17 protein-coding genes are annotated in these 26,092 nt (G+C 70.0%); 14 read left to right on the top strand and 3 right to left on the bottom strand.

Annotated elements, in window-relative coordinates; all coding sequences use genetic code 11:
- The first annotated feature begins 106 nt into the window (after nt 1–106).
- Nucleotides 107–559: a hypothetical protein gene (locus ACTWQR_RS23675; RefSeq protein WP_443229139.1), complete on the top strand. Its 453-nt coding sequence runs from the start codon at nt 107–109 to the stop codon at nt 557–559.
- 165 nt (nt 560–724) lie between these two features.
- Here the strand turns inward: ACTWQR_RS23675 and ACTWQR_RS23680 are convergent, their stop codons facing one another.
- The gene (locus ACTWQR_RS23680; protein WP_443229140.1) at nt 725–1,408 is read right to left on the bottom strand and encodes a phosphatase PAP2 family protein; all 684 of its coding nucleotides are present in this window, start codon (nt 1,406–1,408) and stop codon (nt 725–727) included.
- 287 nt (nt 1,409–1,695) lie between these two features.
- Entirely contained in the window at nt 1,696–3,030 is a 1,335-nt protein-coding gene (gene gabT, locus ACTWQR_RS23685; RefSeq protein ID WP_443229141.1) for a 4-aminobutyrate--2-oxoglutarate transaminase, read from the bottom strand.
- A gap of 350 nt (nt 3,031–3,380) precedes the next feature.
- Between gabT and ACTWQR_RS23690 the strand changes: the two genes are divergently transcribed.
- The 4 genes from ACTWQR_RS23690 to rpmF all read left to right on the top strand — a co-directional run bounded on the left by ACTWQR_RS23690 (nt 3,381) and on the right by rpmF (nt 9,456).
- The gene (locus ACTWQR_RS23690; protein ID WP_443229142.1) at nt 3,381–5,495 is read left to right on the top strand and encodes an ATP-binding protein; all 2,115 of its coding nucleotides are present in this window, start codon (nt 3,381–3,383) and stop codon (nt 5,493–5,495) included.
- 172 nt (nt 5,496–5,667) lie between these two features.
- A complete protein-coding gene (locus tag ACTWQR_RS23695; protein ID WP_443229143.1) occupies nt 5,668–7,401 on the top strand; it encodes a PucR family transcriptional regulator in 1,734 nt (577 codons plus the stop codon).
- Between the two features lie 268 nt (nt 7,402–7,669).
- Nucleotides 7,670–9,115 carry an aldehyde dehydrogenase family protein gene (locus ACTWQR_RS23700; RefSeq protein WP_443229144.1) on the top strand — a complete coding sequence of 482 codons (1,446 nt, stop codon included), beginning with the start codon at nt 7,670–7,672 and terminating at the stop codon, nt 9,113–9,115.
- 170 nt (nt 9,116–9,285) lie between these two features.
- On the top strand, nt 9,286–9,456 hold the full coding sequence (rpmF, locus tag ACTWQR_RS23705) for a 50S ribosomal protein L32 (RefSeq protein ID WP_143640723.1): 171 nt from the start codon (nt 9,286–9,288) through the stop codon (nt 9,454–9,456).
- Between the two features lie 87 nt (nt 9,457–9,543).
- On the opposite strand, the gene ACTWQR_RS23710 is transcribed toward rpmF, so the two are convergent.
- Nucleotides 9,544–12,378, bottom strand: a complete 2,835-nt coding sequence (locus ACTWQR_RS23710) for a glycoside hydrolase family 3 C-terminal domain-containing protein (protein ID WP_443229145.1) — start codon at nt 12,376–12,378, stop codon at nt 9,544–9,546.
- A 384-nt stretch (nt 12,379–12,762) separates the two neighbouring features.
- Here ACTWQR_RS23710 and ACTWQR_RS23715 point away from each other — a divergent pair, with 384 nt between their 5' ends.
- The 9 genes from ACTWQR_RS23715 to ACTWQR_RS23755 all read left to right on the top strand — a co-directional run bounded on the left by ACTWQR_RS23715 (nt 12,763) and on the right by ACTWQR_RS23755 (nt 26,088).
- On the top strand, nt 12,763–14,454 hold the full coding sequence (locus ACTWQR_RS23715) for a Tat pathway signal sequence domain protein (RefSeq protein ID WP_443229146.1): 1,692 nt from the start codon (nt 12,763–12,765) through the stop codon (nt 14,452–14,454).
- Between the two features lie 4 nt (nt 14,455–14,458).
- The gene (locus tag ACTWQR_RS23720; RefSeq protein WP_443229147.1) at nt 14,459–15,559 is read left to right on the top strand and encodes an ABC transporter permease; all 1,101 of its coding nucleotides are present in this window, start codon (nt 14,459–14,461) and stop codon (nt 15,557–15,559) included.
- Nucleotides 15,556–16,506, top strand: a complete 951-nt coding sequence (locus ACTWQR_RS23725) for a carbohydrate ABC transporter permease (RefSeq protein ID WP_443229148.1) — start codon at nt 15,556–15,558, stop codon at nt 16,504–16,506. The genes ACTWQR_RS23720 and ACTWQR_RS23725 overlap by 4 nt, the downstream gene beginning before the upstream one ends.
- A 161-nt stretch (nt 16,507–16,667) precedes the next feature.
- Nucleotides 16,668–18,902 carry a 1,4-beta-glucanase gene (locus ACTWQR_RS23730; RefSeq protein ID WP_443229149.1) on the top strand — a complete coding sequence of 745 codons (2,235 nt, stop codon included), beginning with the start codon at nt 16,668–16,670 and terminating at the stop codon, nt 18,900–18,902.
- A complete protein-coding gene (locus tag ACTWQR_RS23735) occupies nt 18,902–20,944 on the top strand; it encodes a beta-galactosidase (RefSeq protein ID WP_443229150.1) in 2,043 nt (680 codons plus the stop codon). Before ACTWQR_RS23730 ends, ACTWQR_RS23735 begins: the two co-directional genes overlap by 1 nt.
- Nucleotides 20,941–23,178, top strand: a complete 2,238-nt coding sequence (locus ACTWQR_RS23740; protein ID WP_443229151.1) for a glycosyl hydrolase family 95 catalytic domain-containing protein — start codon at nt 20,941–20,943, stop codon at nt 23,176–23,178. The genes ACTWQR_RS23735 and ACTWQR_RS23740 overlap by 4 nt, the downstream gene beginning before the upstream one ends.
- 53 nt (nt 23,179–23,231) lie before the next feature.
- A complete protein-coding gene (locus ACTWQR_RS23745) occupies nt 23,232–23,945 on the top strand; it encodes a glycoside hydrolase family 12 protein (protein ID WP_443229152.1) in 714 nt (237 codons plus the stop codon).
- Between the two features lie 152 nt (nt 23,946–24,097).
- Nucleotides 24,098–25,795 carry a rhamnogalacturonan lyase gene (locus tag ACTWQR_RS23750; protein ID WP_443229153.1) on the top strand — a complete coding sequence of 566 codons (1,698 nt, stop codon included), beginning with the start codon at nt 24,098–24,100 and terminating at the stop codon, nt 25,793–25,795.
- The gene (locus ACTWQR_RS23755; protein WP_443229206.1) at nt 25,711–26,088 is read left to right on the top strand and encodes a rhamnogalacturonan lyase family protein; all 378 of its coding nucleotides are present in this window, start codon (nt 25,711–25,713) and stop codon (nt 26,086–26,088) included. The genes ACTWQR_RS23750 and ACTWQR_RS23755 overlap by 85 nt, the downstream gene beginning before the upstream one ends.
- Nucleotides 26,089–26,092: the final 4 nt, after the last annotated feature.

A 26,092-nucleotide genomic window follows, 5' to 3' on the forward strand; every position in this document is an offset into this window, starting at 1 on the left:
CGACCCGATCGCCATCAACAATCATTCAGAACCCGCGTAATGCTCGGTCCGGACCCCTCTCTCTCCTGTGACGCGACCAGCGTCCACACGAAAGGGAGGACCCCTCATGACTGGGGCGAAGACGGCGGTCGACTGGCTCGCTTCTGCGGCTCCGGATCCGGAGGCCTGTCGCTGGGAGTGGGAGCGCAACCCTCACGGGATCGCGATGCTTCCGGCGGGCAGGCTCTGGGACGTACTCATCCTGCCGGGCGAGCTCGGCTATCCCACGCTCGACGTACTGACCCGGGTCATCGACCAGCCGGGTCCGGTGCTCGTCGACTTCGGCGACGCCCGTATGGGCTTCTTCGTGCCGCCCGGCACGGCCGCCCGGTGGCTCGGTACGGGGGTGCGCACGGCAGGCCTCGGCACCTGGATCGTCGTGCCGTATCCCTGCCGGTCCACCGGCGGCGTCCGTTGGCTGGTCCCGCCGGACGGTTCGGGCACGCTCACGGACCCGGCGCTGCTGGAACTGGCGATGCACGAGGCGGCCGCGGGGCTGGCGACGGACGAAGGGATGTGAGGGGCTCCGGGCCCGATCGCCCGATCAGAGGTCTTGACCACGGAGTCACCGCAGCAGCCTGACCGTGCTCTCGTCGGCCGCCCGTGCGGCCGACGCGGACCTCTCCCGGACCTCTCCCGGACCTTCCCGGACTTGCCTTGCCCAGATGTCTGGGGCTGCTTCGTTTTACGTCGGCTGATTCGGATGCGCAGTGCACCGCCGGTCGAGGAACGCCATGAGCGTGAGCAGCAGCATCGCGCTCAGCACGCAGCTCCCTGCCACATCCAGCGGCCAGTGGTAGCCGCGCCGGATCAGACCGAAACCGACGGCACCCACCAGGACCAGGTAGCCGATGACGAGTTCGCGGCGGAGGTAGCGGCCGCGGAGCCATGGGAGCAGGAGGAGGACGGCCGTTCCGTAGGCGACGGCAGCCGTGGCCGTGTGACCCGACGGGTAGTAGCCGTCGCCCGCCATGCCCGGCGGGCCGGTGCGGCCGACGGCTTCCTTCAGCGGTACGACCAGGGCCGGGACGGCGGCCATGGTGACCAGGGCCGCGAGCGGCGCGAGCCACCAGCGGGGCAGGCCGGCGTGCCGGGCACGCCAGGAGACGTACACGAGGACCGTGAGCAGGACCGGGACGGCGACGGTGAAATTGCCGAGGTCCGCGAGGAGTTCGGCGGCGCCGTCCGAGAGGCGGCTGTCCGCGATCGACCGGCCGAGGCGCTCGTCGGCACGGCGCACCGGTGTGTCGACGGCGGCCTGCCAGGTGAGGAACGCGAAGAGGAGGGCCAGCGGGCCCAGAAACCAGGCCGGCCACCCGGGAACAGGGGGGGTAGTTCCCGGATGGCCGATCAAGTCGGGTCGTCGCACGCCCCGGGGGGTTTGGGGCGGGCGACTGTCCGACCGGTGAGGAGACCCGGAGCCGGAAGCTCCGGTTGTGTGCGCGATGGCACGACCAGGGCGAAGCTGGGGAGGCCCCGTCCTGATGTCACCCACAGTCCCCTGTGGGCGGGGTGTATCTCTCATCTGGGTAGAACCTACGACAGGGTCGGGCTGTCCGACAGGCGGAATGAGGTCCTGCCATGCACCTCGCACACCTTCTTCACACGCCCCGCCCCTCGTCGACTCCTGAGCGGAACCGATGAGGCGGACTCCGCTCAGATGCGGGCAAAAACCTGCTCAATGATGTCGAGGCCCTCGTTCAGCAGGTCCTCGCCGATGACCAGCGGCGGCAGGAAGCGCAGCACGTTGCCGTAGGTGCCACAGGTAAGGACCAGCAGGCCCTCCTGGTGGCAGGCCTTGGCGAGCGCGGCCGTGGCCTCGGGGTGCGGCTCCTTGGTGTCGCGGTCCTTCACCAGCTCGATGGCGATCATGGCGCCGCGGCCGCGGATGTCGCCGATGACGTCGAACTTCTCCGCCATCGCGCCCAGCCGGGGCTTCATGACGGCCTCGATGTTCCTCGCCTTCGCGTTGAGGTCGAGCTCCTTCATGGTCTCGATCGAGCCGAGGGCGGCCGCGCAGGCCACCGGGTTGCCGCCGTAGGTGCCGCCCAGGCCGCCCGCGTGCGCGGCGTCCATGATCTCGGCGCGGCCGGTGACGGCGGCGAGCGGCAGACCGCCCGCGATGCCCTTGGCGGTGGTGATCAGGTCCGGGACGACATCCTCGTCCTCGCAGGCGAACCACTGCCCCGTACGGCAGAACCCGGACTGGATCTCGTCCGCGACGAAGACGATGCCGTTGTCCGAGGCGAACTTGCTGAGGGCGGGCAGGAAGCCCTTCGCCGGCTCGATGAAGCCGCCCTCGCCGAGGACCGGCTCGATGACGATCGCGGCGACGTTCTCCGGGCCGACCTGCTTGCTGATCTGGTCGATGGCCTGCGCGGCGGCCTCCGGTCCCGCGTTCTCCGTGCCGGTCGGCCAGCGGTAGCCGTACGCCACCGGCACGCGGTAGATCTCCGGCGCGAACGGCCCGAAGCCGTGCTTGTACGGCATGTTCTTCGCGGTCAGCGCCATCGTGAGGTTGGTGCGCCCGTGGTAGCCGTGGTCGAAGACGACGACGGCCTGGCGCTTGGTGTGGGCGCGGGCGATCTTGACGGCGTTCTCGACCGCCTCGGCGCCGGAGTTGAAGAGGGCCGACTTCTTGGGGTGGTCGCCCGGGGTCAGCTCGGCGAGTGCCTCGGCGACGGCGACGTACCCCTCGTACGGCGTGACCATGAAACAGGTGTGGGTGAAGTCCTGGAGCTGGGCGCTCGCCCGGCGTACGACGGCCTCTGCGGAGGAACCCACCGAGGTCACGGCGATACCGGACCCGAAGTCGATCAGCCGGTTCCCGTCGACGTCCTCGACGATCCCGCCGCTCGCGCGCGCGGCGAACACGGGCAGCACGGACCCCACACCGGCCGCGACCGCGGCGGTACGGCGGGCCTGCAGCTCCTGCGACTTCGGGCCCGGGATGGCGGTGACGAGGCGGCGCTCCTGCGGAAGTGCGCTCATGAGGGGCTCCCTTGGGGTCTTGCGAACGGCTTACGGGCGGCTTGCGGGTGGGCGGCTTACGGGCGGCTTGGGGTGGACGGCTCGCGAACGGGGTTTTCGGACGTTCGGCTTCCTTCTTCGCAGGCTAGGGCTGGGAATGAGGAGTGGGCATGCTCCATCTGGGCGTTGTCGGAAGATTCGCTTGTCCGTCGTGGACATAGTGGTGGACATGGCGTGGGCATGGAGCGACGAGGGGCCGGGGCGCACGTGTTGCCGCGGGCCCGGGCCGGTAAGCGCTGAACTCCCCTTGTGAGGGCGTTAGATTGACTTGCGAACCGATGTACGGACCGGCTGGTCAGGGGGCAAAGGCGATGGACAGCGACGGCACGCAGGACGCACGGGGCACGCACGCCGATCGTGTGCCGCGGCCGGCGGGGCCGCCCCAGGTGCCGCCACGGCCCGCGCAGGCGCCCGGGGCGCCGCCGCTGCCGGACGGGTCCGCCTTTCTGACCTGGCTGCGGACTCCGCGGCCCGAGGCCGCGCCCGGCGTGTGGCGGTTCGGGCACCGGCCGCGGCCGGAGGTGGAGCCCGAGCAGATCCCGGCCCGGCAGTTGATCAGCGGAGCGTTCATCGCCTTCCTCGTGGGCTGGCTGATCTGGTCGCTGCTGTGGAACGGCTATCTCGGCGGATGGTGGCTGCTGCCGCTGTACGCGATGATTCCGGACTCCTGGGCCGAGCCGCACAGCTTCGGTTCCGTCGTGGTCGTCTACGCCTACTACGTCGCCATCGCGCTGGGCATCATGATCGGCGTCGGGCGGCTCGGACGGTGGAGCGAGGTGTGGCGCCGGTACGGCGTGCCGGCCTGGCGCCGGGCCGCGCCCGTGAGTGAGCGGCCGCCCGAGCCCGAGGAGGACCCGGCCCAGTGGAACCAGCTCCGCGCCGCCGGTGCCGCGGACGCCGCCGAGCGGCTTGCCACCGAGGCACGGTCCGGACTCATGCGGGACGTCGACCATGCCCGGATCGCCCGCGCCTGGCAGGGCGTGCGCAGCGGGCGGCACAGTCTCGCCACCTTCACCGGGGCCGTGCTGCGCGATGGTGCCGCCGCCTGTCTGCATCCCTCCGGGGAGCGGGACCTGCCCGGACGGCTCGCGAGGCACGACCTCGTCACCGGGCAGGTCCGGCTCGGTACGACCGCCGACGACCCCCGCAATCCGTACTCCTATCGCGGCACCGGCCTCGCGCTTGGTCCCGAGCTGCTCGGCACCTCGCTGCTCGCCGTCGGTCCCGCCGGATCCGGCAAGACCGGCGGCGTCGTCTGGCCGCTCGCCGAGTCGCTGTGCCTGCACGCGCTCGCCGGGCGGGCCGCCGTCGTCGTGGTCGGCGGCGCGGGCGCGGGGCTCGGGCCGGTGGACGCGTACGACGTCGTGGTGCGGGTGGGCAATCCGGAGTCCGTGTACGACCTCGACCTGTACGGCGGCACCACCGATCCGGACGAGGCGGCGGCCGTGCTCGCCGAGGCGCTGGTCGGGGACCTCGCCGATCCGCATCCCGGCGGGGACAGCCGGCGGTCCACCACCGTGCTCGCCCAGCTGCTCGGGCCGTACCGGGCGGTGCATGGGCGCTTTCCGTCCGTGCCTGAGTTGCGGCAGCTGCTCGACGGGGCGCCCGGCCCGCTCGGCGCGCTGCGCAAGGGGCTCACGGAGGCCGGCCAGGAGTCGCTGTTGAGGGAACTCGACGCGCGGGAGCGGCAGTTGGGGCACCCCGGGGACGTGGGGGGTGTGCTCGCCGACCGGGTGGCGCTGCTGGACCGGCCGGCCTTCGCGGGATTCTTCGATACGTCAGGGCAGTCCCGGCCCTTCTCATTGCGTACCCTCGACCATCCCGTGCGCGTGCGGATCGACCTGCCCGAGCGCGGGCACGCCGATGCCTCCCGGATTCTCGCGCGGCTCGTGCTCGCCCAGTTCGCGGCGAGTGTCGCGGTGCGCGAGGACCGGTCGTTGTTCGCCTGTCTGGTGCTCGACGACGCCACGGGGGTCGTCACTCCCGAGGCCGTACGGGGAATTCAGCGGCTGCGGTCCGCCAACGCCGGGGTCGTCCTGACGCTTCGTACGCTCGACGACGTGCCGCGGGCGTTGCGGTCGCCGCTGCTCGGTGCGATCGGGTGCCGGATGGCGCTGTCCGGGCTCACGCCCTGGGACGGGCAGGACTTCGCCGAGGTCTGGGGCAAGGAGTGGACCGAGGCGCGGGACGTCACCGACCGGCAGATCATCGCCGAGAGCCCGGCCGGGAAGGCCGTGCACATGCTGCGGCGGGTGATCACCGGAAACGCGCCGACCGCCCGGGCCGTCACCGTACGGCAGGTCGAGCGTGAGCGGTGGTCGGCTTCCGAGCTGGCGCACGGGGTGCCGCCGGGGCATGCGGTGCTCTCGCTCACCAGCGTGCGGGGGGAGCACGCGCCGCCGTTGCTGGTGGATCTTCGGAGCTGAGATGCGAGGGACCTGTGAGAATCCAGGTGTCCTGAATGAGCAGGACGTCTGGACATACGGTCACGAGCTGACCGTACGGTGAGGCAGAATCGGCAAAGGTCGTTCATACGCTGCGGCCAAATGATCACATTTCCCGTGACTGTCGAAGAACCTGTGAAGACGTGAAGGTCCCATGCCCCCCACGCTCGCCTCGCTCGTCCATCACTCGGCGCTCAAACTCACCGTGCGCGCGGGCGAGCAACATCTGGACACCGCTGTCCGCTGGGTCCACGCCAGCGAACTCACCGACCCCGTGCCGTACATGGAGGGCGGGGAACTGCTGCTCATCACCGCGCTCAAGCTGGACGCGGAGGATCCGGACACCATGCGGCGGTATGTGAAGCGGCTGGCGGAGGCGGGGGTCGTGGGGCTCGGCTTCGCCGTCGGGGTCCACTACGAGGAGATTCCGAAGGCGCTGGTCGACGCGGCGGAGGGGGAAGGGCTGCCGCTGTTGGAGGTGCCTCGGCGTACGCCGTTTCTCGCCATCAGCAAGGCCGTCTCGGCCGCCATCGCCGCCGATCAGTACCGGGCCGTGACCGCCGGGTTCGCCGCCCAGCGGGAGCTGACCAAGCAGGCGCTGAACGACGGGCCCGAAGGGCTTCTCTCCGCGCTCGCCTCGCAGGTCGACGGGTGGGCGGCGTTGTACGACGCCTCCGGGGCCGTGGTCGCCACCGCGCCCGAGTGGGCGGGGCGGCGGGCCGCTCGGCTCACCGGCGACGTGGAGCGGCTGCGGGAGCGGGCCGCACCCGCGAGTGCCGTTGTCGGCGGGGTGTCGGAGAACGGGGACGGCGAGGAGGGCGGGGAGGACCGGGTCGAGCTGCACTCGCTGGGCAGCGGGCGGCGGCCGCGGGGCGCGTTGGCCGTGGGGACCGCCGCCGCGCCGGGTACCGCCGAGCGGTACGCCGTGCACTCGGCCGTCGCTCTGCTGACGCTCACCACGGAGCGGTCGCGGGCGTTCCAGGCCGCTGAGCAGCGGATCGGGGCGGCTGTGCTGCGGATGCTGCTGGCCGGCCAGCCCGATCACGCGCGGGGAGTCGCCGGGGATCTGTACGGGGGGCTGCTGGACGCGCCTTATCGGATGATCCTTGCCGAGGCCGCGTCCGCCTCCGCCGGGCGGGCGCGGGCCGGGAGTGAGGCCGGAGCCACGTCCGGAGGGCAGGCGTCCGGGGCCGGAGCCACGTCCGGAGGGCAGGCGTCCGCTGCCGTGCTCGCTGTCGCCGACGCGGTCGTCGATGCCGGGGGCGACCTGTTGGGCGGGCTCGCCGAGGTCGTGGAGTCGGCGGCCGCTCGGTCCGGTGAGGCTGTGCTGGTTGTGCCTGATGGGGAGCGGCTGGTGGTGCTCGCCACTGACCGGGGTGCGGTGGTTTCCGCCTGCGCTCAGTACGCGGAGGCGGTCGGGGCCACGCGCGGGGCCTCCGCCGGGGAGCAGGGGGCGGACGAGGACGAGCTGGTTGTGGGGCTTTCGGCTCCTGCCGGGCCCATTGCCGCCGCGGGCGCCTACAAGCAGGCCGAGCAGGCTTTGTCCGTCGCTCGGCGGCGGGGGCGGGTGCTTGTCGAGCACGAGGAACTGGCTGCGGGGTCGGTGGTGCCGTTGCTCGCTGATGACGCGGTGCGGGCGTTCGCGGATGGGTTGTTGCGGCCCTTGTACGAGCATGACGCGACGGGGCGGGGGGATCTGGTCGCCTCGTTGCGGGCCTGGTTGTCGCGGCACGGGCAGTGGGATGCGGCCGCGGCCGATCTTGGGGTGCATCGGCATACGTTGCGGTACCGGATGCGGCGGGTCGAGGAGATTCTCGGGCGGTCGTTGGACGATCCGGATGTGCGGATGGAGTTGTGGCTGGCGTTGAAGACGACGGCGGGGGTCTGACGGGGGTTGCCTCCGACGGGTGGGCAGGTGGGCGGTTGTTCGGCTGCGGGTTCGGTCGGGGCTGGTCGCGCCCACGGTGGGGTCCCCCGCTCAGGGGGGAGAAGCCGAGAGTGGGGGCGGAGCCGCGCAGTGTCACAGCCCCGCACCCCTGGTGGCCGAATCGGAGTGTCCCCGGCAGGTAGTACTCCGAGTCGGACAAACGACCGATGGGCTGGGCGGCCCTAACGTGGGGTGGAAACCCCCAGACAACGGAAGGGCCGGGAACTCGATGACTTCCACCCATGCCTTCTGGCTTGCCGGTCGCCAGGCCACCGGTGAGGCCACGTTCGATGTCACCTCGCCGTGGGACGGGCGAGTTGTCGGCAAGGTCAGCGTGCCGACCGATGAGCAGGTCGAGGAGGCCGTGGCCGCCGCGTACGCGGTGCGGGACGAGTTCGCCGCGACGCCCGCCCATGTGCGGGCCGCCGCTCTTGATCAGGTGAGCCGGCGGCTGGTCGAGCGGACAGAGGAGATCGCCCGGCTGATCTCCGGCGAGAACGGCAAGCCGATCAAGTGGGCCCGTGGTGAGGTCGGGCGGGCCGTGTCCGTGTTCCGGTTCGCGGCCGAGGAGGCACGGCGGTTCAACGGCGGAGAGGCTCAGCGGCTCGACACCGATCCGGGGGGCCAGGGGCGGCTCGCGCTCACCCGGCGGTTCCCGAAGGGGGTCGTACTGGGGATCGCGCCCTTCAACTTCCCGCTGAATCTGTGCGCCCACAAGATCGCCCCGGCGATCGCGGCCGGTGCGCCGATCATCCTCAAGCCCGCGCCCGCCACTCCGCTGTCGGGGCTCCTCATCGGTGAGCTGCTCGCCGGGACCGAGCTGCCGGCCGGGGCATGGAGCATCCTGCCGGTGTCCAACGAGCGGATGCCTGCCCTTGTCCAGGACGAGCGGCTTCCCGTCATCTCCTTCACCGGGTCCGAGAAGGTCGGTTACTCGATCATGGACTCGGTGCCGCGCAAGCACTGCACCCTGGAGCTGGGCGGGAACGGGGCGGCCGTCGTGCTCGCCGACTTCGCGAGTGACGAGGATCTGGAATGGGCCGCCACCCGTATCGCCACCTTCAGCAACTATCAGGGCGGGCAGTCCTGCATCTCCGTGCAGCGGGTGATCGCTGACGCGTCGGTGTACGAGCGGCTGCTGCCCCGTATCGTCGCCGCGGTCGAGGCGCAGGTGACCGGGGATCCGGCCGAGGACACGACCGATGTCGGGCCGCTGGTGAGCGAGGACGCCGCCAAGCGGGTGGAGTCCTGGGTCGAGGAGGCCGTCGGGGCCGGAGCCAGGTTGCTGGCCGGTGGTAAGCGGGACGGGGCCTCGTACGCGCCCACCGTGCTCGTCGATGTGCCGGGTGACGTGCAGGTCTCCTGTGAGGAGGTCTTCGGGCCCGTCCTCACCGTGCGGAAGGTGGAGGGGGAGGCTGCCGCCTTCGCCGCCGTCAACGAGTCCAAGTACGGACTTCAGGCAGGGGTGTTCACCCATGACCTGCAGGCCGCCTTCCGGGCCCATCGGGCGCTGGAGGTGGGGGGTGTGGTTGTCGGGGACGTTCCCTCGTACCGTGCCGACCAGATGCCTTACGGCGGCGTGAAGCAGTCCGGGGTCGGGAGGGAAGGCGTGAAGTTCGCCATGGACGACTACACGTATGAGCGGGTGATGGTGCTGACGGGGCTCGCTCTCTGAGCCTTGAATGACGAGCTCTGATTGACGAGCTCTGATTGAAGAGCCCTCAATGACGAGCTCTGTTTGACGCGTTTACGGCCGGAGTCCGCTGTGCGGGGACTCCGGCCGTCGGCATGTGATGACGGGAGCCTCTATAGCTAGTGACAATCGTTTTCATGTAGAGTGCGGGCATGGCAGTCCCGAAGCGCAAGATGTCACGCTCCAACACCCGTCATCGCAGGTCCCAGTGGAAGGCGGCGACGCCTGATCTCGTCCCGTTCTTCGCTGACGGGCGTGAGTACGCGGTCCCCCGTCGGCTGATCCGTGCCTACGAGCGCGGGCTCATCAAGCCCGAGGGGTGACCCTCCCCCGCCCCACGGATGAAGGGGCCCGGCACCGATGCCTTCCGGTGCCGGGCCCCTTCCTTTTCGTCGGGCGGGTCCGGACCCTCAGCCGGAGAAGCCGACGTGCGTGAGCCGCAGGGGGCCACGCAGCCTGATGTGCAGGTCGTGGACCTCGGCGGCGACGGCCGCGGCGGTGACGGTGGTGTAGTCGTACGGTCCCGTGGTCGGGGGGACGTCGAGGCGGGCGATCACCGGGCCGCCGTTCAGGGTCAGTTCGACCGACCCCTCGCCTGCCGCTTCGACGGTGACGGACCGTGTGCCTGCTCCGAAGTCGCAGGAACGGAAGACCAGTTCGGCCTCACCGCCCTGCGCGGGCGTCACGGCGTCGCCCGTCGCCTTTGTGCGGTCGACGATCTCGGCGCCCTGTTGCTCGTCGAAGTCGGCGGCGCTCAGGCCGCGTTCGATGAGGGGACGGGGGGTTGTGGGCGGGCCGTCCAGTTCGATCGTCTCGCGGAGGCGTACGTCCTCACTGGACGCGCCCGCGAGGAGCTCGTACGTGCCTGGTTCCAGGAGCCGGGTGTTGTGCGCCACGTCCCAGAACTCGAAGGCGGAGAGCGGGAGTTCGAAGGTCAGCTCGGTCGATGCGCCCGGGGTCAGGTGCACGCGGCGGTAGGCCGCCAGTTCGCGGCGGGGGCGGGGGACTGATGGGTTGAGCGCGCGTGTGTAGAGCTGGGCGACCTCGTCGGCCGGGATGTCGCCGGTGTTGGTGACCGCGAAGGTGACGCGCACGGAGGTCTCGTCGGCGTGTGCCGCCAAGTCGGCGTACTCGAAGGACGCGTACGACAGGCCGTGGCCGAACGGGAAGAGCGGGGCGCCCTCGAAGTAAAGGTACGTCTGGCGCGCGCCGATCACGTCGTAGTCGAGGAGGTCGGGGAGGTCCGCGTCCGAGGCGTACCAGGTCTGGGGGAGGCGGCCCGCTGGGGAGACGTCGCCCGCGAGGGCGCGGGCCAGGGCCGTGCCGGCCGCCTGGCCGCCGTGGGCCGTCCAGAGGGCGGCCGGGAGGCCGGTGGGGTCGAACGCGTACGGGTACGAGGACGCGATGACCAGTGCCGTGCGGGGGTTCGCCGACCTGGCCGCGTCCAGGAGGCGCTGCTGGTGGGCGGGGAGGTGGAGGGTGGTGCGGTCCTCTGTTTCGCGGCCGTTGATGTGCGGGTCGTTGCCCGCGACGACGAGGACGACGTCTGCGGCTGCCGCCGCGCGGGCCACCGCGTCCTCGCCGCGCTCGGTGACCTCCAGCCCGAAGACTTCCGGGTGCTCCGCGGCAACCTTTACGCCGTCGGCGGTGACGCAGACGTAGCGACCCGTACCGACGTGCTTCAGGAGGTGGCCGTTCTCGTGGGATTCGTGGGCCTCCAGGCGGAACGTCTCCTGGACCACCCAGCCGCCGGGCTGGTCGGCGGAGGCGCGTACGAAGCCGTCGTCGGCGACCGAGAGGTAGCGGCCGTCCGGGGCGCGGAGGGTGAGGACGCCCTCGCCCCAGTCGATCAGCGCGAGTTCGGTGCCGGTGGTGTCGGCGGTGAGCGGGGGCAGGTCCGTACGGCCCGCGAGGAGGGCCGGGTCCAGCGCGCCTTCAGCGCCACGCACCTCGTCCGTCGCGCCGTCCGCCTGCGGGACGCTCAGATACGTACCGGTCGAGGTCTTCAGGCGTACGCGGTCGACACCCTCGGCGAAGTCCACGCGCTCGGCGCCGAAGCGCTCGTACAGGCCCTCCAGGGGGGTGGAGCGGTGGATGAGGGTGCCGCTGTACCAGTCGAGCTTGCACTCGTCGGCGAGGAGGCCGACCACCGCGACGCGGGTGTCTTCGGGGAGGGGGAGCAGGCCGTCGTTCTTGAGGAGGACGATCGCCTGCTCCGCCGCTTCCTGGGCGAGGGCGCGGTGGGCCGGGGTGTCGAAGTCCTTGGTGTCGGCGTACGGGTCCAGGCGTGGGTCGAACTCGCCGAGCCGGAAGCGGATCGCGAGCTGGCGGCGGACCGCGGTGTCGATGTCCGCCTCGTTCAACAGGCCCTGGTCCAGGGCGCCTCGGATGCGTTCGACGATCTTCGAGCTGTCCGTGCCGTGGTCCGTGAAGCTGTCGACGCCGGCGATCAGCGCGGCGGCCGTCGCCTCCTCGTGCGTGTCGAAGTAGTGCTCGGAGTCGACCAGGTTGGAGGGCGCGCCCGCGTCGGAGCAGACGAGGAGTTCCTGGTCCGTCCAGCTGCGGAGGTGCTCGCGCAGGTACGGCGAGACGTGGTTGGGGCGGCCGTTGACCAGGTTGTACGCGGGCATCACGCCGGCCACCGTGCCCGCCTCGACCGTCTCGCGGAAGGCGCGCAGGTCGTACTCGTGCAGGACGCGCGGGCGGACCGAGGAGGACGTGATGTCACGACCCGTCTCGTTGTTGTGCGCGAGCCAGTGCTTGAGGACCGGGGCCGTGCGCCAGTACGCGGGGTGGTCGCCGCGCAGGCCCCGGGTGTAGGCGGTGGCGATGGCCGAGGTCAGCTTCGGGTCCTCCGAGTAGCCCTCCTCGTTGCGGCCCCACAGGGGATGGCGCAGGAGATTGACCGTGGGCGCCCAGACGTTGAGCCCGATCCGGTCGTCACGCGAGCGCATCGCGCGGACCTCGGTGGAGACCGCCTCGCCGACCCGGCGCACGAGGTCGTCGTGCCAGGTCGCGCCGAGGCCCACCGCCTGTGGGAACACCGTCGCCGGGCCCATCCAGGCCACCCCGTGCAGCGCCTCCTGGCCGGTGCGGAACGCGGCGACGCCGAGCCGCTCGACCGCGGGCGCGAACTGGTGCAGCAGCGCGACCCGTTCGTCCAGGGTGAGCCGCGAGAGAAGATCGTCGATGCGCTTCGCGAACGGGAGCTGCGAGTCGCGAAATGGCGGCGTTTGTGCGGGCACGCGGGGATCCCTTTGCGGAAGATGCGGAAGAACGGTGGAGGACTTTCGAAGCGCTTCGATGCTCATTCGACGGAGGGGTGGGTGTCAAGACACCCCGTGGCAACAACTCCGTATCCTCACTGACATTCCAAGGGCGGAAAGGGACCGGTTCAGACCTTTATACCTCCGAGGAATGTTGGAATCGGCTCTTGTGCGCCCTCGGGTGTTCACTTAACCTCGCAGCAACATCGAAGCGCTTCGACTGGTATCGACCGGTGGAAGATGCCGCTCCCGGGTGTGCATACCTCCCGAGGTTCGCTTCAGCTCAGCCAGTTCCACTCAAGACACCGCAGCCGACGGCCACACCGCCGGGTGTCCTGCTGTGCGCCATGAAGGGTTGACGCAATGACGCCGATCACCTCCGCCTCCAGCGGCTCCGCTCCCAGTCGGAGAAGCTTCCTCGCCTCGACGGCGGTCGCCACAGTCGCGGTGGCGGGCGGGATGCCGCTGCTGGCCGCCTGCGGCGGCTCCGAGAGCGGCTCCAAGGAGGGCACGACCTCGGGCAAGGACGCGAAGAAGATCCTTCCCGCCTTCGTGGCGCAGAACGTGGTGACGCCGGACATCGCGTCGAAGGACGGTTCCGCCGCCGGCTTCACCGGCAAGCTCTCGCTCGCCGACCTGAAGACCTCGGTGCCGCAGAAGCTCGGCAAAGGCAGCAACATCAAGATCATGTCGCCGTTCTGGGGCTCGCCGCCGAAGAGCAGCAACCCGTACTACTCGGCGATGAACGAGACGATCGGCGCCAACATCTCCTGGCAGAACCAGGACGGCAACACCTACGACGAGAAGCTGGGCGCGGTTCTCGCCTCCAGTGACATGCCGGACGTCGTGGTGATCCCCAGCTGGAACATGGGCGGCAAGATACCCAGCGCCATCATCAGCAAGATGGCCGACCTCGGCCCGTACCTCTCGGGCGACAAGATCAAGGAGTACCCGAACCTCGCGGCCATCCCGACCGACGCCTGGCAGTACTCCATCTTCGGCGGCAAGCTGCGCGGCCTTCCACAGCCCTCTCCCACCGTCCCCGGCATCGTGCCCTTCTACCGCAAGGACTTCTTCGACAAGGAGGGGTACGAAGTCCCCACCTCCGCCGACGAGTTCCTGGCCCTCGCCAAGGAGATCACCAACGCCAAGGCAAAGGTGTGGGCCTGCGACGACATGAAGTGGAGCGCCTTCAACATCTTCGGCGTGCTGTCCGGGGGCGAGAAGCCGCTCGGCTGGAACCTCGTCGACGGCAAGCTGATCTACCGGGTCGAGACCGACGAGTACCTCGAAGCGCTGGAGTGGACGCGCAAGCTCTACGCGGCGGGTGTCGTCCACCCCGACGCGAGGGCGGCGAACCAGGGCACCGCGGGTCAGCGATTCACCGACGGCCAGGTCATGATGTACAACCAGAACATCGCGGACTGGTGGGGCAAGATGGCCGAACAGGCCACCCAGAACAAGGAATTCCGCATCGCCGGGATGGACATCTTCGGCCATGACGGCGGCGACCCCCAGCTGTGGGCCGCATCGCCGGCGGGCATCTTCGCCTTCATCAACAAGAAGGCGTCCAAGGCCGTGATCCACGACGTGCTGGCCGCCGCGAACGTCGCGGCGGCTCCGTACGGCACGAAGGAGTACATGCTCACCAACTTCGGGGTGGAGGGCACGCACTACACGGTCAAGGACGGCGTTCCGACCAAGAACGACAAGGGCAACATCGAGGTCCTCAACGCCTACGTCATGGTCTCCAGCCCCGCTCCGACCATCGCGCACCCCGACTTCCCGGACATCGCGAAGGAACAGGTGGAGTGGCAGCAGCGGATGGGCGCCTTCACCAAGAAGTCCTCCTTCTTCGGACTCCAGGTCACCGAACCGGCCCGCTACACCAGCCTCTCCAACGACTTCGAGGATCTGGAGGACTCCGTCGTCCGCGGCCGCAAGAAGGTCAGCGACATGCAGCAGGCGGTGGCGGAGTGGAAGAGTCAGGGCGGCGACAAGCTGCGCGACTGGTACAAGAAGCTGCTGGACGACAGCGGATCCGCGCAGGGGTGACGAAGTGGCACACAGCACCACTCCGGGCGCCGCCTCCGCACGCACCGCGCCGTCGTCGAGGACGGACGACACCGCCGAACCCTCCGCCGGAGGGCACAAGTCCGCCAAGGCCGCCAAGCCCACCAAGCCCCCCGGGGTCTCCAAGGCCGAGAAGAAGGCCCTGAAGAAGGCCGCGAACGGCGGCACCCTGAGAACCCGCCTCAAGCGGGACCGCACCTTGATCCTGATGACCCTGCCGGCCATCCTGCTGGTCCTGGTCTTCAACTACATACCGATCCTGGGCAACGTCGTCGCCTTCCAGGAGTACGACCCGTACGTCAGCGACAACGGCTTCGTCGCCATCTTCCACAGCCCCTGGGTCGGCTTCGAGCAGTTCTCGCGGATCTTCGAGGACTCGGCGTTCTGGGACGCCGTCAAGAACACCTTCGTCCTGTTCTCGCTCCAGCTGGTGCTCTTCTTCCCGATCCCGATCGTGCTCGCGCTGCTCATCAACAGCGTGATCAGGCCCCGGGTGCGGGCGGTGTCGCAGGCGATCCTCTACCTGCCGCACTTCTTCTCCTGGGTGCTGGTCATCACCGTCTTCCAGCAGATCTTCGGCGGCGCAGGCATCATCGCGCAGACCCTGCGCCAGCACGGCTACGAGGGCTTCGACCTCATGACCGACCCGGGAATCTTCAAGTTCCTGGTGACGGCGGAGGGCGTCTGGAAGGACGCCGGCTGGGGCATCATCGTCTTCCTCGCGGCGCTGGCCTCCGTCAGCCCCGATCTGTACGAGGCCTCTGCGATGGACGGGGCCGGCCGGTGGCGCCGGATGTGGCACGTGACGCTGCCCGCGCTGCGTCCGGTGATCGCCCTGCTGCTTGTGCTGCGTGTCGGTGACGCGCTCACGGTCGGCTTCGAACAGATCCTGCTCCAGAGAGACGCGGTGGGTCCGGGCGCGGCGGAAGTGCTCGACACCTTCGTGTGGTGGAACGGCGTCCGCAACCAGGAGTTCAGTTACGCGGCCGCGGCGGGCCTGATCAAGGGCGTGGTCAGTCTCGGACTTGTCCTCGCCGCGAACAAGGTCGCCCATCTCATGGGCGAGCAGGGGGTGTACAAGAAGTGAGCGCTGTCACCGAGGAACGGCCGAAGGCCCCTGCCCCGAAGACTCCCGGACGCTGGGCCGCGCCGCCGAGGCCCGTCTGGGAGGAGAAGCCCAACCCGGCCGGGCTCGCTAGCAAGGGCATCGTCCTGGCCTTCGCCTGCTTCGCCGTCCTGTTCCCGCTGTGGATCGTCGTCGTCACCAGTCTGTCCTCGAAGCAGGCCATCAGCGAGGCCGGCGGCCTGGTGGTGATCCCCAAGGACGTCACCTTCATCGCCTACCAGGAGCTGCTGAGCGGCGGCCAGGTCACTCGCGCCACCATCGTCAGCCTGGGCGTCACGCTCGTCGGCACGCTCTTCTCGATGACGGTGTCCATCCTCTCCGCGTACGGGCTCTCCCGCATCGGGTCGGTCGGGCACCGCTGGTTCCTGATGATCCTGCTCGCGACGATGTTCTTCGGAGCCGGACTCATCCCCACGTATCTGCTGGTGCAGTCGCTGGGGCTGACGGACACGTATCTCGCACTGATCCTGCCGAGCGCGATCAGTGTCTTCAACATTCTTGTCCTGCGGGCGTTCTTCATGAGCATCTCGCCGGAGCTGACCGACAGTGCGCGGATCGACGGCGCGGGGGACTGGCGGATCCTCTGGCAGATCGTGATGCCCCTCTCCCGCGCCGTCATCGCGGTGATCACGCTCTTCTACGCCGTCGGCTACTGGAGCGCCTGGTTCAACGCGTCGATCTACCTGAGCGATCAGGACATGATGCCGCTGCAGAACGTCATGATCCAGCTCGTCCAGAAGCAGGAGCCCCCGGTCGGCATGGGCCAGGCCATCAAGACGGGCCAGCTCTCCGCGCTCGCCGTGCAGATGGCGGTCATGGTGCTGGCGCTGCTGCCGGTCGCCTTCCTGTCTCCCTTCGTCCAGAAGCACTTCAAGAAGGGCATGCTCACCGGTGCGGTGAAGGGGTGACGTGTCACCCCCACTGGATTTAGCCGGGGAACTGCGGGTCGTTCCTCAACTGCGGGTTGTTCGTGGCTTGTCGCGCCCACGCGGCGGAGCCGCACATGTCACAGTCCCGCGCCCCTGAAGGGGCGCCCTCCTCACCCCCCTCTCTCAGAACGAGGTATGTCATGCGCACGTCCCGCCTGAGCAGACGCGCCGTCCTTGCCGGGACCGCTGCCACGGTCGCTCTCACAGCAGTTTCCGCCGCTGCCGCCGGCCCGGCGCCGGCGGCGACTGACGCGGGCGCGGGCGCCGACGGGTCCGCCTACCGCTGGCGCACCGCCGTCATCGGTGGCACCGGATTCGTCACCGGCGTGCTCTTCCACCCCTCCGTACGCGGCCTCGCATACGCCCGTACCGACATCGGCGGGGCCTACCGGTGGGACAACGCCACCGCCGCCTGGATCCCGCTCACCGACCACCTCGGCTGGGACGACTGGAACCTGCTCGGTGTGGAGGCGATCGCCGTCGACCCGGCGCACCCCGACCGCGTGTACCTGTCGTTGGGCACCTACTCGCAGCCGTGGTCCGGCAACGGGGCGGTGTTGCGTTCCGAGGACCGCGGTGCCACCTGGACCCGCACCGACCTGGACGTGAAGCTCGGCGCCAACGAGGACGGCCGCGGCGCGGGCGAGCGCCTGCTGGTCGACCCGCGCGACAGCGACACACTGTGGTTGGGGACCCGCCATGACGGGCTGCTCAAGTCGACCGATCGGGGGGCGACTTGGGCAGCCGTAACCGCCTTCCCGGCGAAGGCGAACTCCTCCGGTCAGGGTGTCGTGTTCCTTGTCGCGGCCGGGCGCACCGTCTACGCCGGGTGGGGCGACGGCGACGGCACCTCGGGCACGGCGAACCTGTACCGCACGGCCGACGGGAAGACCTGGGAGGCCGTTCCCGGGCAGCCGTCCGGCACCTCGGCGAAGGTTCCGATCCGGGCCGCGTACGACAAGGTCACCCGCGATCTGTACGTGACGTACGGCAACGCGCCCGGGCCCAACGGCCAGTCCGACGGAAGCGTGCACAAGCTGCGCACCGCGACCGGCAAGTGGACCGCCGTGACCCCGGTGAAGCCCGGCGGCACCACGGCCGACGGTTCGGCCGACGCCTTCTCCTACGGCGGCGTCGCCGTCGACGCCTGTCGCCCGGGCACCGTGGTCGTGTCCACCAACAACCGCTGGGCGGACATCGACACGCTGTTCCGCTCCACCGACGGCGGCCGTACCTGGACGTCTCTCAAGGACGCCGCTGTCTTCGACGTATCGGAGACTCCCTTCCTCAAGTGGGGCGGTGACAAGCCGAAGTTCGGCTGGTGGATACAGGCGCTCGCCGTGGACCCGTACGACTCGAAGCACATCGTGTACGGGACCGGCGCGACCCTCTACGGCACCCGCGACCTCAAGCGCTGGGCGCCGCAGATCCGCGGTCTGGAGGAGACGGCCGTGCGCCAGCTGGTCTCGCCCCCGGTCGGGGAGGCGCACCTGCTCAGCGGGCTCGGGGACATCGGCGTGATGTACCACGAGCGGCTCACGGCGTCTCCGTCGCGCGGCATGGCGTCGAACCCCGTGTTCGGGTCGGCGACGGGACTCGCGCAGGCCGCGGCCAAGCCGTCGTACGTCGTCCGGGCGGGCTGGGGCGACAACGGCAACGGCGCCTACTCGAACGACGGCGGGCAGAGCTGGGCGCCCTTCAAGGCCCAGCCCGACATCGCCAAGAGCGCACCGGGGCCGATCGCCACCAACGCCGACGGAAGCGCGCTGCTGTGGTCCTTCGTGCACTGGGACGGCACGAAGTACGCAGCCCACCGCTCCACCGACAACGGCGCGACCTGGTCCGAGATCTCCTCCTTTCCGAAGGGCGCCACGCCGGTCGCCGACCCGGCCGACCCGACGCTCTTCTACGCGTACGACACCGACACAGGAACGCTACTCGCCAGCACTGACAGTGGCCTCTCCTTCACCGAGCGTGCGGGCGGACTGCCGTCCGGGGACAGCCAGTTCAAGCTGGTCGCCGCTCCCGGGCGCTCCGGTGACCTGTGGCTGAGCACGAAGACGAACGGCCTCCACCGGTCCACCGACGGCGGGGCGACCTTCTCGAAGGTGGCCGGCTGGTGGGCCTCGCACACACTCGGCTTCGGCAAGGCGGCCGAGGGCGCGGACTACCCGGCGATCTACCAGGTCGGCGCGACGGAGACGATCACCGCCGTCTACCGCTCCGACGACGAGGCGAAGACCTGGGTGCGGATCAACGACGACGCCCACCAGTGGGGATGGATCGGCGAGGTCATCGTCGGCGACCCGCGGGTGTACGGCCGGGTGTACCTCGGTACGAACGGGCGCGGCATCCAGTACGGGGAGCCCGTCTGATGACCGGCCAGACCGATCAGACCGGCCAGACCGATCAGACCAGCCAAATCAGCCAGACCCCAGACCGTCCGACCCTCGCCGACGCCACCCGCGGCCGCATCCTCTTCGGCGGCGACTACAACCCCGAGCAGTGGCCCGAGGAGACCTGGCAGGAAGACGTACGCCTCATGAAGGAGGCCGGCGTCAATTCCGTCACGCTCGGCGTCTTCTCCTGGGCGAAGCTCGAACCCAAGCCAGGGGCAAGGGAGTTCGGCTGGCTGGACCGGCTGATGGACCTCATGCACGCGAACGGCATCGGGGTCGTCCTCGCCACGCCCACCTCCTCGCCGCCGCCGTGGATGGGCAGGCTCCACCCGGACACCCTGCCCCGCGACGAGGACGGCCGCACCGAGTGGTGGGGCGGCCGCCAGCACTTCTCGCACTCCAGCGCCACCTACCGCCGCTACGCCGCCGCCATCACCGAGGACCTGGCCGCCCGCTACGGGAGCCACCCCGCCCTCAGGATGTGGCACATCAACAACGAGTACTGCACCTACGACTGGGGCGACGAGGCCGCCGTCACCTTCCGCCGCTGGCTCCAGGACAAGTACGGCACCCTCGACGCCCTCAACACCGCGTGGGGAACGGCGTTCTGGAGCCAGGGCTACGGCGACTGGGAAGAGATCCTCCCGCCGCGCCACGCCCACTACATGAAGAACCCCACGCAGGTACTCGACTTCAAGCGCTACACCTCGGACATGCTCCTGGAGTGCTACGTCGCCGAGCGCGACATCGTCCGCCGGCACTCCCCGCATCTCCCGGTGACCAGCAACTTCATGCCGATGTGGGTGGGCCAGGACGCCTGGAAATGGGTCCGGGAAGAAGACGTTGTCTCCGTCGACGTCTATCCCGATCCGCGCGACCCGTTCGGCGCTCAAAACGGCGCGCTCATCCAGGACATGACGCGTTCGCAGGCCCGCGGGCCCTGGATGCTGATGGAACAAGCAGCGGGCCCGGTCAACTGGCGTGGCGTCAACCACCCCAAACCGCATGGCCTCAACCGCCTCTGGTCCCTCCAGGCCGTCGCCCGCGGCGCCGACGCCGTCTGCTACTTCCAGTGGCGGCAGTCCCGGCAGGGCGCGGAGAAGTTCCACTCCGGCATGGTCAGCCACGCGGGGGAGCACGGCCGCACCTACCGGGAGATCAAGCAGCTCGGCGCCGAACTCGCCTGTATCGGCGCAGAGGTGACGGACAGTCACTCGACGTCGGACATCGCGATTCTCCATGAGTGGAACGCCTGGTGGGCGGGCGCGCAGGACGGCCGTCTCTCCCACGAGGTCGACTACCCGCAGGTTGTACGCGCCTGGCACCGCGCCCTGTGGGAGGCCCACCTCACCGCGGACTTCGCACACCCCGAGCACGACCTGGCCGCGTACAAACTGGTCGTCGTGCCGCAGCTCTACCTGCTCACGGACGCGGCGATCGACAACATCCTCGCCTACGTACGAGCGGGCGGCACCCTCGTCTGCGGCTTCCTGACCGGTGTCGCCGACGAGGACGACCGGGTGCGGGCGGGCGGCATGGACGAGCGGCTGCGGGAGCTCTTCGGCATCCGCACGCTGCACGAGTGGTGGCCGCTCGACGCGGACGAGACCGCAGAATGCGACGGCTTTCGGGGCACGCTGTGGTCCGAGGAGATCGAGGTCGAGGACTCAGTCGCCGGGGTCGTCGCGGAGGCCGTCTACAAGGGCGGCGAGCTCGACGGACTCCCGGCCGTACTGCGCAAGGGGCGTGCCTGGTACGTCTCCACGCTGCCCGAACCCGCCGCGCTCAGCGACCTGCTGGCAGGCGTGGCGTCCGGCGCGGGCGTCGGGCGGGTGCTCGACGGACTGCCCGCTCAGGTCGAGGCCGTGCGCCGGGGTGATGTGCTCTTCGTCCTCAACCATGGCCGCGAGAAGGTCACGGTGGAGGTGCCGGGCGCCTATCGGGACCTGATCAGCGGTGAACAGGTCGCGGATTCGGTGGAGTTGGAGCGGTACGGAGTGGCGGTGCTCTCGCCATGACCGTCGGCAGCCAGTCGCACGGCACCTGGGAGCCGCTCCCGGCCGGCCGCTGGGAGGACGCGTTCCTGAGCGGCAACGGCCGCCATGGTGCCATGGTGTTCGGCGATCCGAACGACGACTGTGTCATCGTCACGCACCATGCCTTGATCCGCCCCAACGGCAGCGAGCATGCCAGGCCTCCGCAGTTGGCGGCCGAACTGCCCGAGCTGCAGCACCGGTTGCTCGCCGGAGAACTCACCGCCGCCGAGAGCTTCACCGACGGGCGCGAGCTCCAGTGGGTGCGGCCCTTCCACCCCGCCTTCCAGGTCCGGCTGCGTCGGGCGTCCGGTGACGGGCGCCATTATCGCCGCACGGTGGACTTCACCACGGGAGTCGTCGAGGCGAAGTGCGCGGGCTGGCACAGCCGGGTGTTCGTGTCGCGGGCGGACGACGTGATCGTCCAGCACGTCACCGGCCCCGGCCTCACCCTCGACCTTTCCCTGGACCACCAACTCGTGGGCGCACCAAGGGATTTGGCGGTCGGTCATGGAACGGCCCTCACCGCCGAGGGCGCCCTGCTCTCCCTCCGCGCCCGCTACCCCGACAGCGACCGCGCGTACACCGGGACGACCCTCATCGTGGTCACGGGCGGCCGTACGACGCTGGATCCGCCCGGAGCACGTGTCGAGCGTGCCGAGTCGATCCTGCTGCTGACACGGGTCCGGCGACACACGGGCGAGCTGGACGTGGTGGAGGAGTCACGGGCTCTGCGCGACCTCGGCTCGTACGACCAGCTCCTCGACCGCCACCTCCCCCTCCACCGCACCGCATACCTCCGCGCCTCCCTCACCCTCGACGCCGACGACGCCGAACGCGCCCTCCCCGGCTCGGAGTTGCTCAAGCGCCCCAAGAGCCCAGCCCTCCTGGAACGGCTCTTCGCGGCCGGTCGCTACCACCTGCTGTCGTCCAGCGGGATGCTGCCGCCGAGGCTCACAGGCCTGTGGACGGGGGACTGGAACACGGCCTGGTCCGGGGCGTTCACCACCAACGCCAACCTCAACCTGCAGACCGCGTCGGCCGTCGCGGGGGCGCTGCCCGAGGTCGTCGAGGCCCACGCGGCCTTCGTATACGGGCAGTTGCCGCACTGGCGGGACAATGCCCGTGCGATCTTCGGTGCGCGGGGCGTCGTCGCGCCCTCGCACACCGACGGCGAGTCCGGGCACACGTATCACTTCAGCCGCGAATACCCCCTGCACCTGTGGACCGCGGGAGCCGACTGGCTGCTCAAACCGCTCGTCGACCACGACCAGACACGGGGAGAGCAGGACCCCCGGCTGGCCGACGCCCTCGCCGAAGTCGCCAGGTTCTACGAGGACTTCCTCACCCGGACCGACGAGCACGGCCACCTCGTCGTCGTCCCCTCCTACTCACCCGAGAACCGTCCCGCGAACGCGAGCTGGGGTGCCCTCAACGCGGCCATGGACCTCTCGGCGGCGCGGCACGCCCTGCTCACGGCGGCGGCGTACCAGCCGGGGCCGGGGGCGGGGCAGGACGCCGCTCGCTGGCGCGCACTCGCCGAGCGGCTGCCCCCGCACCGCGTCAACGACGACGGAGCGCTCGCCGAATGGGCCTGGCCGGGGCTCGACGACACGTACGACCACCGGCATCTCAGCCATCTGTACGGCGTGTGGCCACTCGACGAGATCACCCCCTACGACACCCCGGACCCCGGTGACACCCTGGACCCGGGTGACACCCCGGACCTGGCGGCCGCCGCCCACCGCGCGCTCGAACTCCGGGGGGCCGAGAACGACTCCGCGCACGGCCATCTGCACCACGCACTCGTCGCGGCCCGCCTGCGGGACGGCGAGCGGGTCGGGGCGGCCCTCGGCAACGTCCTCACCGGCGACTTCTTCCACGCCTCCCTGATGAGCGCGCACTACCCCCGCCGCGACGTCTACAACGCCGACGCCGCCCACGCCCTCCCCGCCGTGCTCATCGAGGCGCTGATCCAGTCGACCCCCGACCGGCTGATCCTCCTGCCCGCGCTGCCCGCCGCGTACCCGAAGGGCGAACTCCGGGGCGTGCGGGCGAGGTTCGGCGCCGAGGTCGATCTCAGCTGGAGCCCGAACGAAGCCCGAGCGGTGGTACGGCCCACCCGTACCCACCGCATCGACCTCAGAACTCTCTCCGGAGCACGACCGCTTTCCCTGCGCGCCGGAGAAGACTGCGTCCTCACTCTGGGGCCGCAGTAGGTCCACCGCACTTTCCCCCCAACCCATCCCCCCCCACCCATGGAAGGGACACCATGGCAACACGCACTCTCAGCAGGGTCACCAAGGCTCTGCTGGCGCCCGCGCTCGCGCTCGGCGCCACCGTCGGCCTCGCCTCCGCGCCGGCCTCGGCCGCCGTCTGGAACTCCTGCGACCAGTGGGGCAACACCAGCCTCAACGGCTACACCCTCTACAACAACATCTGGGGCTCGGGCGCCGGCAGCCAGTGCATCTGGGCCAACTCCGGCACCAGCTGGGGCGCCTGGGCCAACCACCCCAACACCGGCGGCATCAAGTCCTACCCCAACTCCAAGAAGGTGATCAACAAGACGATCACCTCGCTCGGTTCGCTCAGCAGCAGCTACAACGTCACGGTCCCGTCCTCGGGCGCGTACAACACCTCGTACGACATCTGGGACACGGACTACGACTACGAGATCATGCTCTGGGTCAACTACAACGGAGCCGTCGGCCCGCTCGGCAGCTCGCAGGGCAACGTCACCCTCGGCGGCCACACCTGGACCGTCTACAAGGGCAGCAACGGCGCCAACGAGGTCTTCTCGTTCCTGCGCACCTCCGACTCGAACTCCGGCACCGTCAACGTCCTCCCGATCCTCAAGTGGATCAAGGACACCAAGGGCTGGATGGGCAACGAGACCATCGGCGACGTTCAGTTCGGCTTCGAGATCACCTCGTCGTCCGGCGGTCTGGACTTCGCCACCAACAACCTGACGGTCAGCAGCAGTTGACCGACAGCCCGGGCCGGTACCGCACCCCCACGCGGCACCGGCCCGGGCGTCGTCGCGCGAGGGAGAGGCCGTGCCTGTGGGCCGACCGGCAACCTTCCCCTGCCCCGCGGCAACCCGGAAACGCAACCGTTCCCCCCACGGACGAGGTCCCGATGATCAGACTGAGACGCACTTCTCCCCCTCACCGTCGCCAACGCCCCGGCAGGCTCCTCGCCGGAAGCCTCGCCGCGCTTCTCGCAGGCACCGGCGGGATGCTGACGCTGCAGCACACGGCAGGCGCCGCATCGCAGACCGCACCCCGGACCGCACGGCAGGCCGCGGCGCAGGAGATCCCGGAGCCGGCCAACAAGGCCACCGCGGCGCTGACCACCACGGCGCTGGCCGCCGCCCGCGTCGCCGAGAAACTGGACCGCGGCCTGGTCGCGGTCCCCGCCAGTGGGGGCAACCTCGTCACCTGGCGCATGCTCGGCGACGACCCGGAGAGCGTGACGTTCCGGCTCTACCGCGGCGGCACGCTCATCCAGGAGACGGCGAAGACCAACTACCTGGACACCGGCGGCGGTTCGAGCTCGGCCTACGAGATCCGGGCCGTCGTCAACGGGACGGAGACCAAGGGCGGCACGGCGTCGGTGTGGGCCGACGGGCGCCGCGACATCCCCCTGCAGAAGCCGCCGGGCGGCACGACGCGTGACGGCGTGGCCTACACCTACTCCGCCAACGACGCGAGCGTGGGCGACCTCGACGGCGACGGGCAGTACGAGCTGGTCCTCAAGTGGGCGCCGTCCAACGCCACCGACGTCGCCAACTCCGGTACGTGCACGGGCCCGACCGTCTTCGACGCGTACGAGCTCAGCGGCACCCGGCTGTGGCGGGTCGACCTCGGCACGAACGTGCGCAGCGGCTCGCACTACGACTCGTTCCAGGTCTACGACTACGACGGTGACGGCAAGGCGGAGATGGCCGTCCGCACCTCCGACGGTTCCCGGGACTCGGCGGGCACCGTCATCGGCAGCGCGAGCGCCTCCCACCTCGCCGACAACTGTGCGGTGATCAGTGGCGCGGAGTACCTGTCCGTGTTCAGCGGCCAGACCGGCCGCGTCATGGACTCCGTCCCCTTCGAGCCCGCTCGCGGCTCGGTCGCCGACTGGGGCGACACCTGGGGCAACCGCGAGGGCCGGCTGCTGTCCGCCACCGCGTACCTCAACGGCTCGACGCCCAGCATGGTGTTCAGCCGCGGCATCTACGAGCGCATCGCGATCGCCTCGTACACCTGGAACGGCACGGACCTCGTCCGCGGCTGGAAGTTCGACACCAACTCCTCGACGAACTACGGCAAGGGCTACGACCAGCAGGGCAACCACAACCTCGCGGTCGCCGACGTCGACGCCGACGGCCGGGACGAGATCCTCTACGGGGCCATGGCCGTCGACGACAACGGCAGCGGCCTGTGGACCACCAGGCTCGGCCACGGCGACGCCCTGCACGTCGGCGACCTCGACCCCGCCCGCCCCGGTCTGGAGTCCTTCAACGTCCACGAGCACACCGACGCCGCCTACGGCTACGAGATGCACGACGCGCGCACCGGCCAGATCCTCTGGGGCTCGCGCACCGGCACGGACGTCGGTCGCGGCCTGTGCGCTGACCTGACGCGCGACCACGCCGGCGCCGAGTGCTGGTCCAGCGGCGGCGGCCTCTACGCCGCCAACGGCACGAAGACAGCGACAACGTGCCCGCGTTCGGCGGCGGAGCCTCGTACAACTCGGCGATCTGGTGGGACGGCGACGCGAACCGCGAACTCCTCGACCACCGCTGGTCCGGCTCGGCGGGCGTCGGCTACGCCCAGGTCCTGAAGTACACCGGCTCCACCGACCTCACCCGCGTCTGGCTCGACCAGGACGCCAAGTCCAACAACTGGACCAAGGGCAGCCCGGCACTCTCGGCCGACCTGCTCGGCGACTGGCGCGAGGAGATGCTGTGGCGCAACGCCGACTCGACGGCACTGCGGCTCTACTCGACTCCGTCCCCGACCGAGTTCCGGCTTCCCACGCTGATGAGTGACCCGGTGTACCGGCTCGGTGTGGCCTGGCAGAACACCGGCTACAACCAGCCGCCGCAGGTGAGTTACTACCTCGGCACGCGTTAGCTCG

Source organism: Streptomyces sp. 2A115, from assembly GCF_052245575.1.
Taxonomy (GTDB): domain Bacteria; phylum Actinomycetota; class Actinomycetes; order Streptomycetales; family Streptomycetaceae; genus Streptomyces.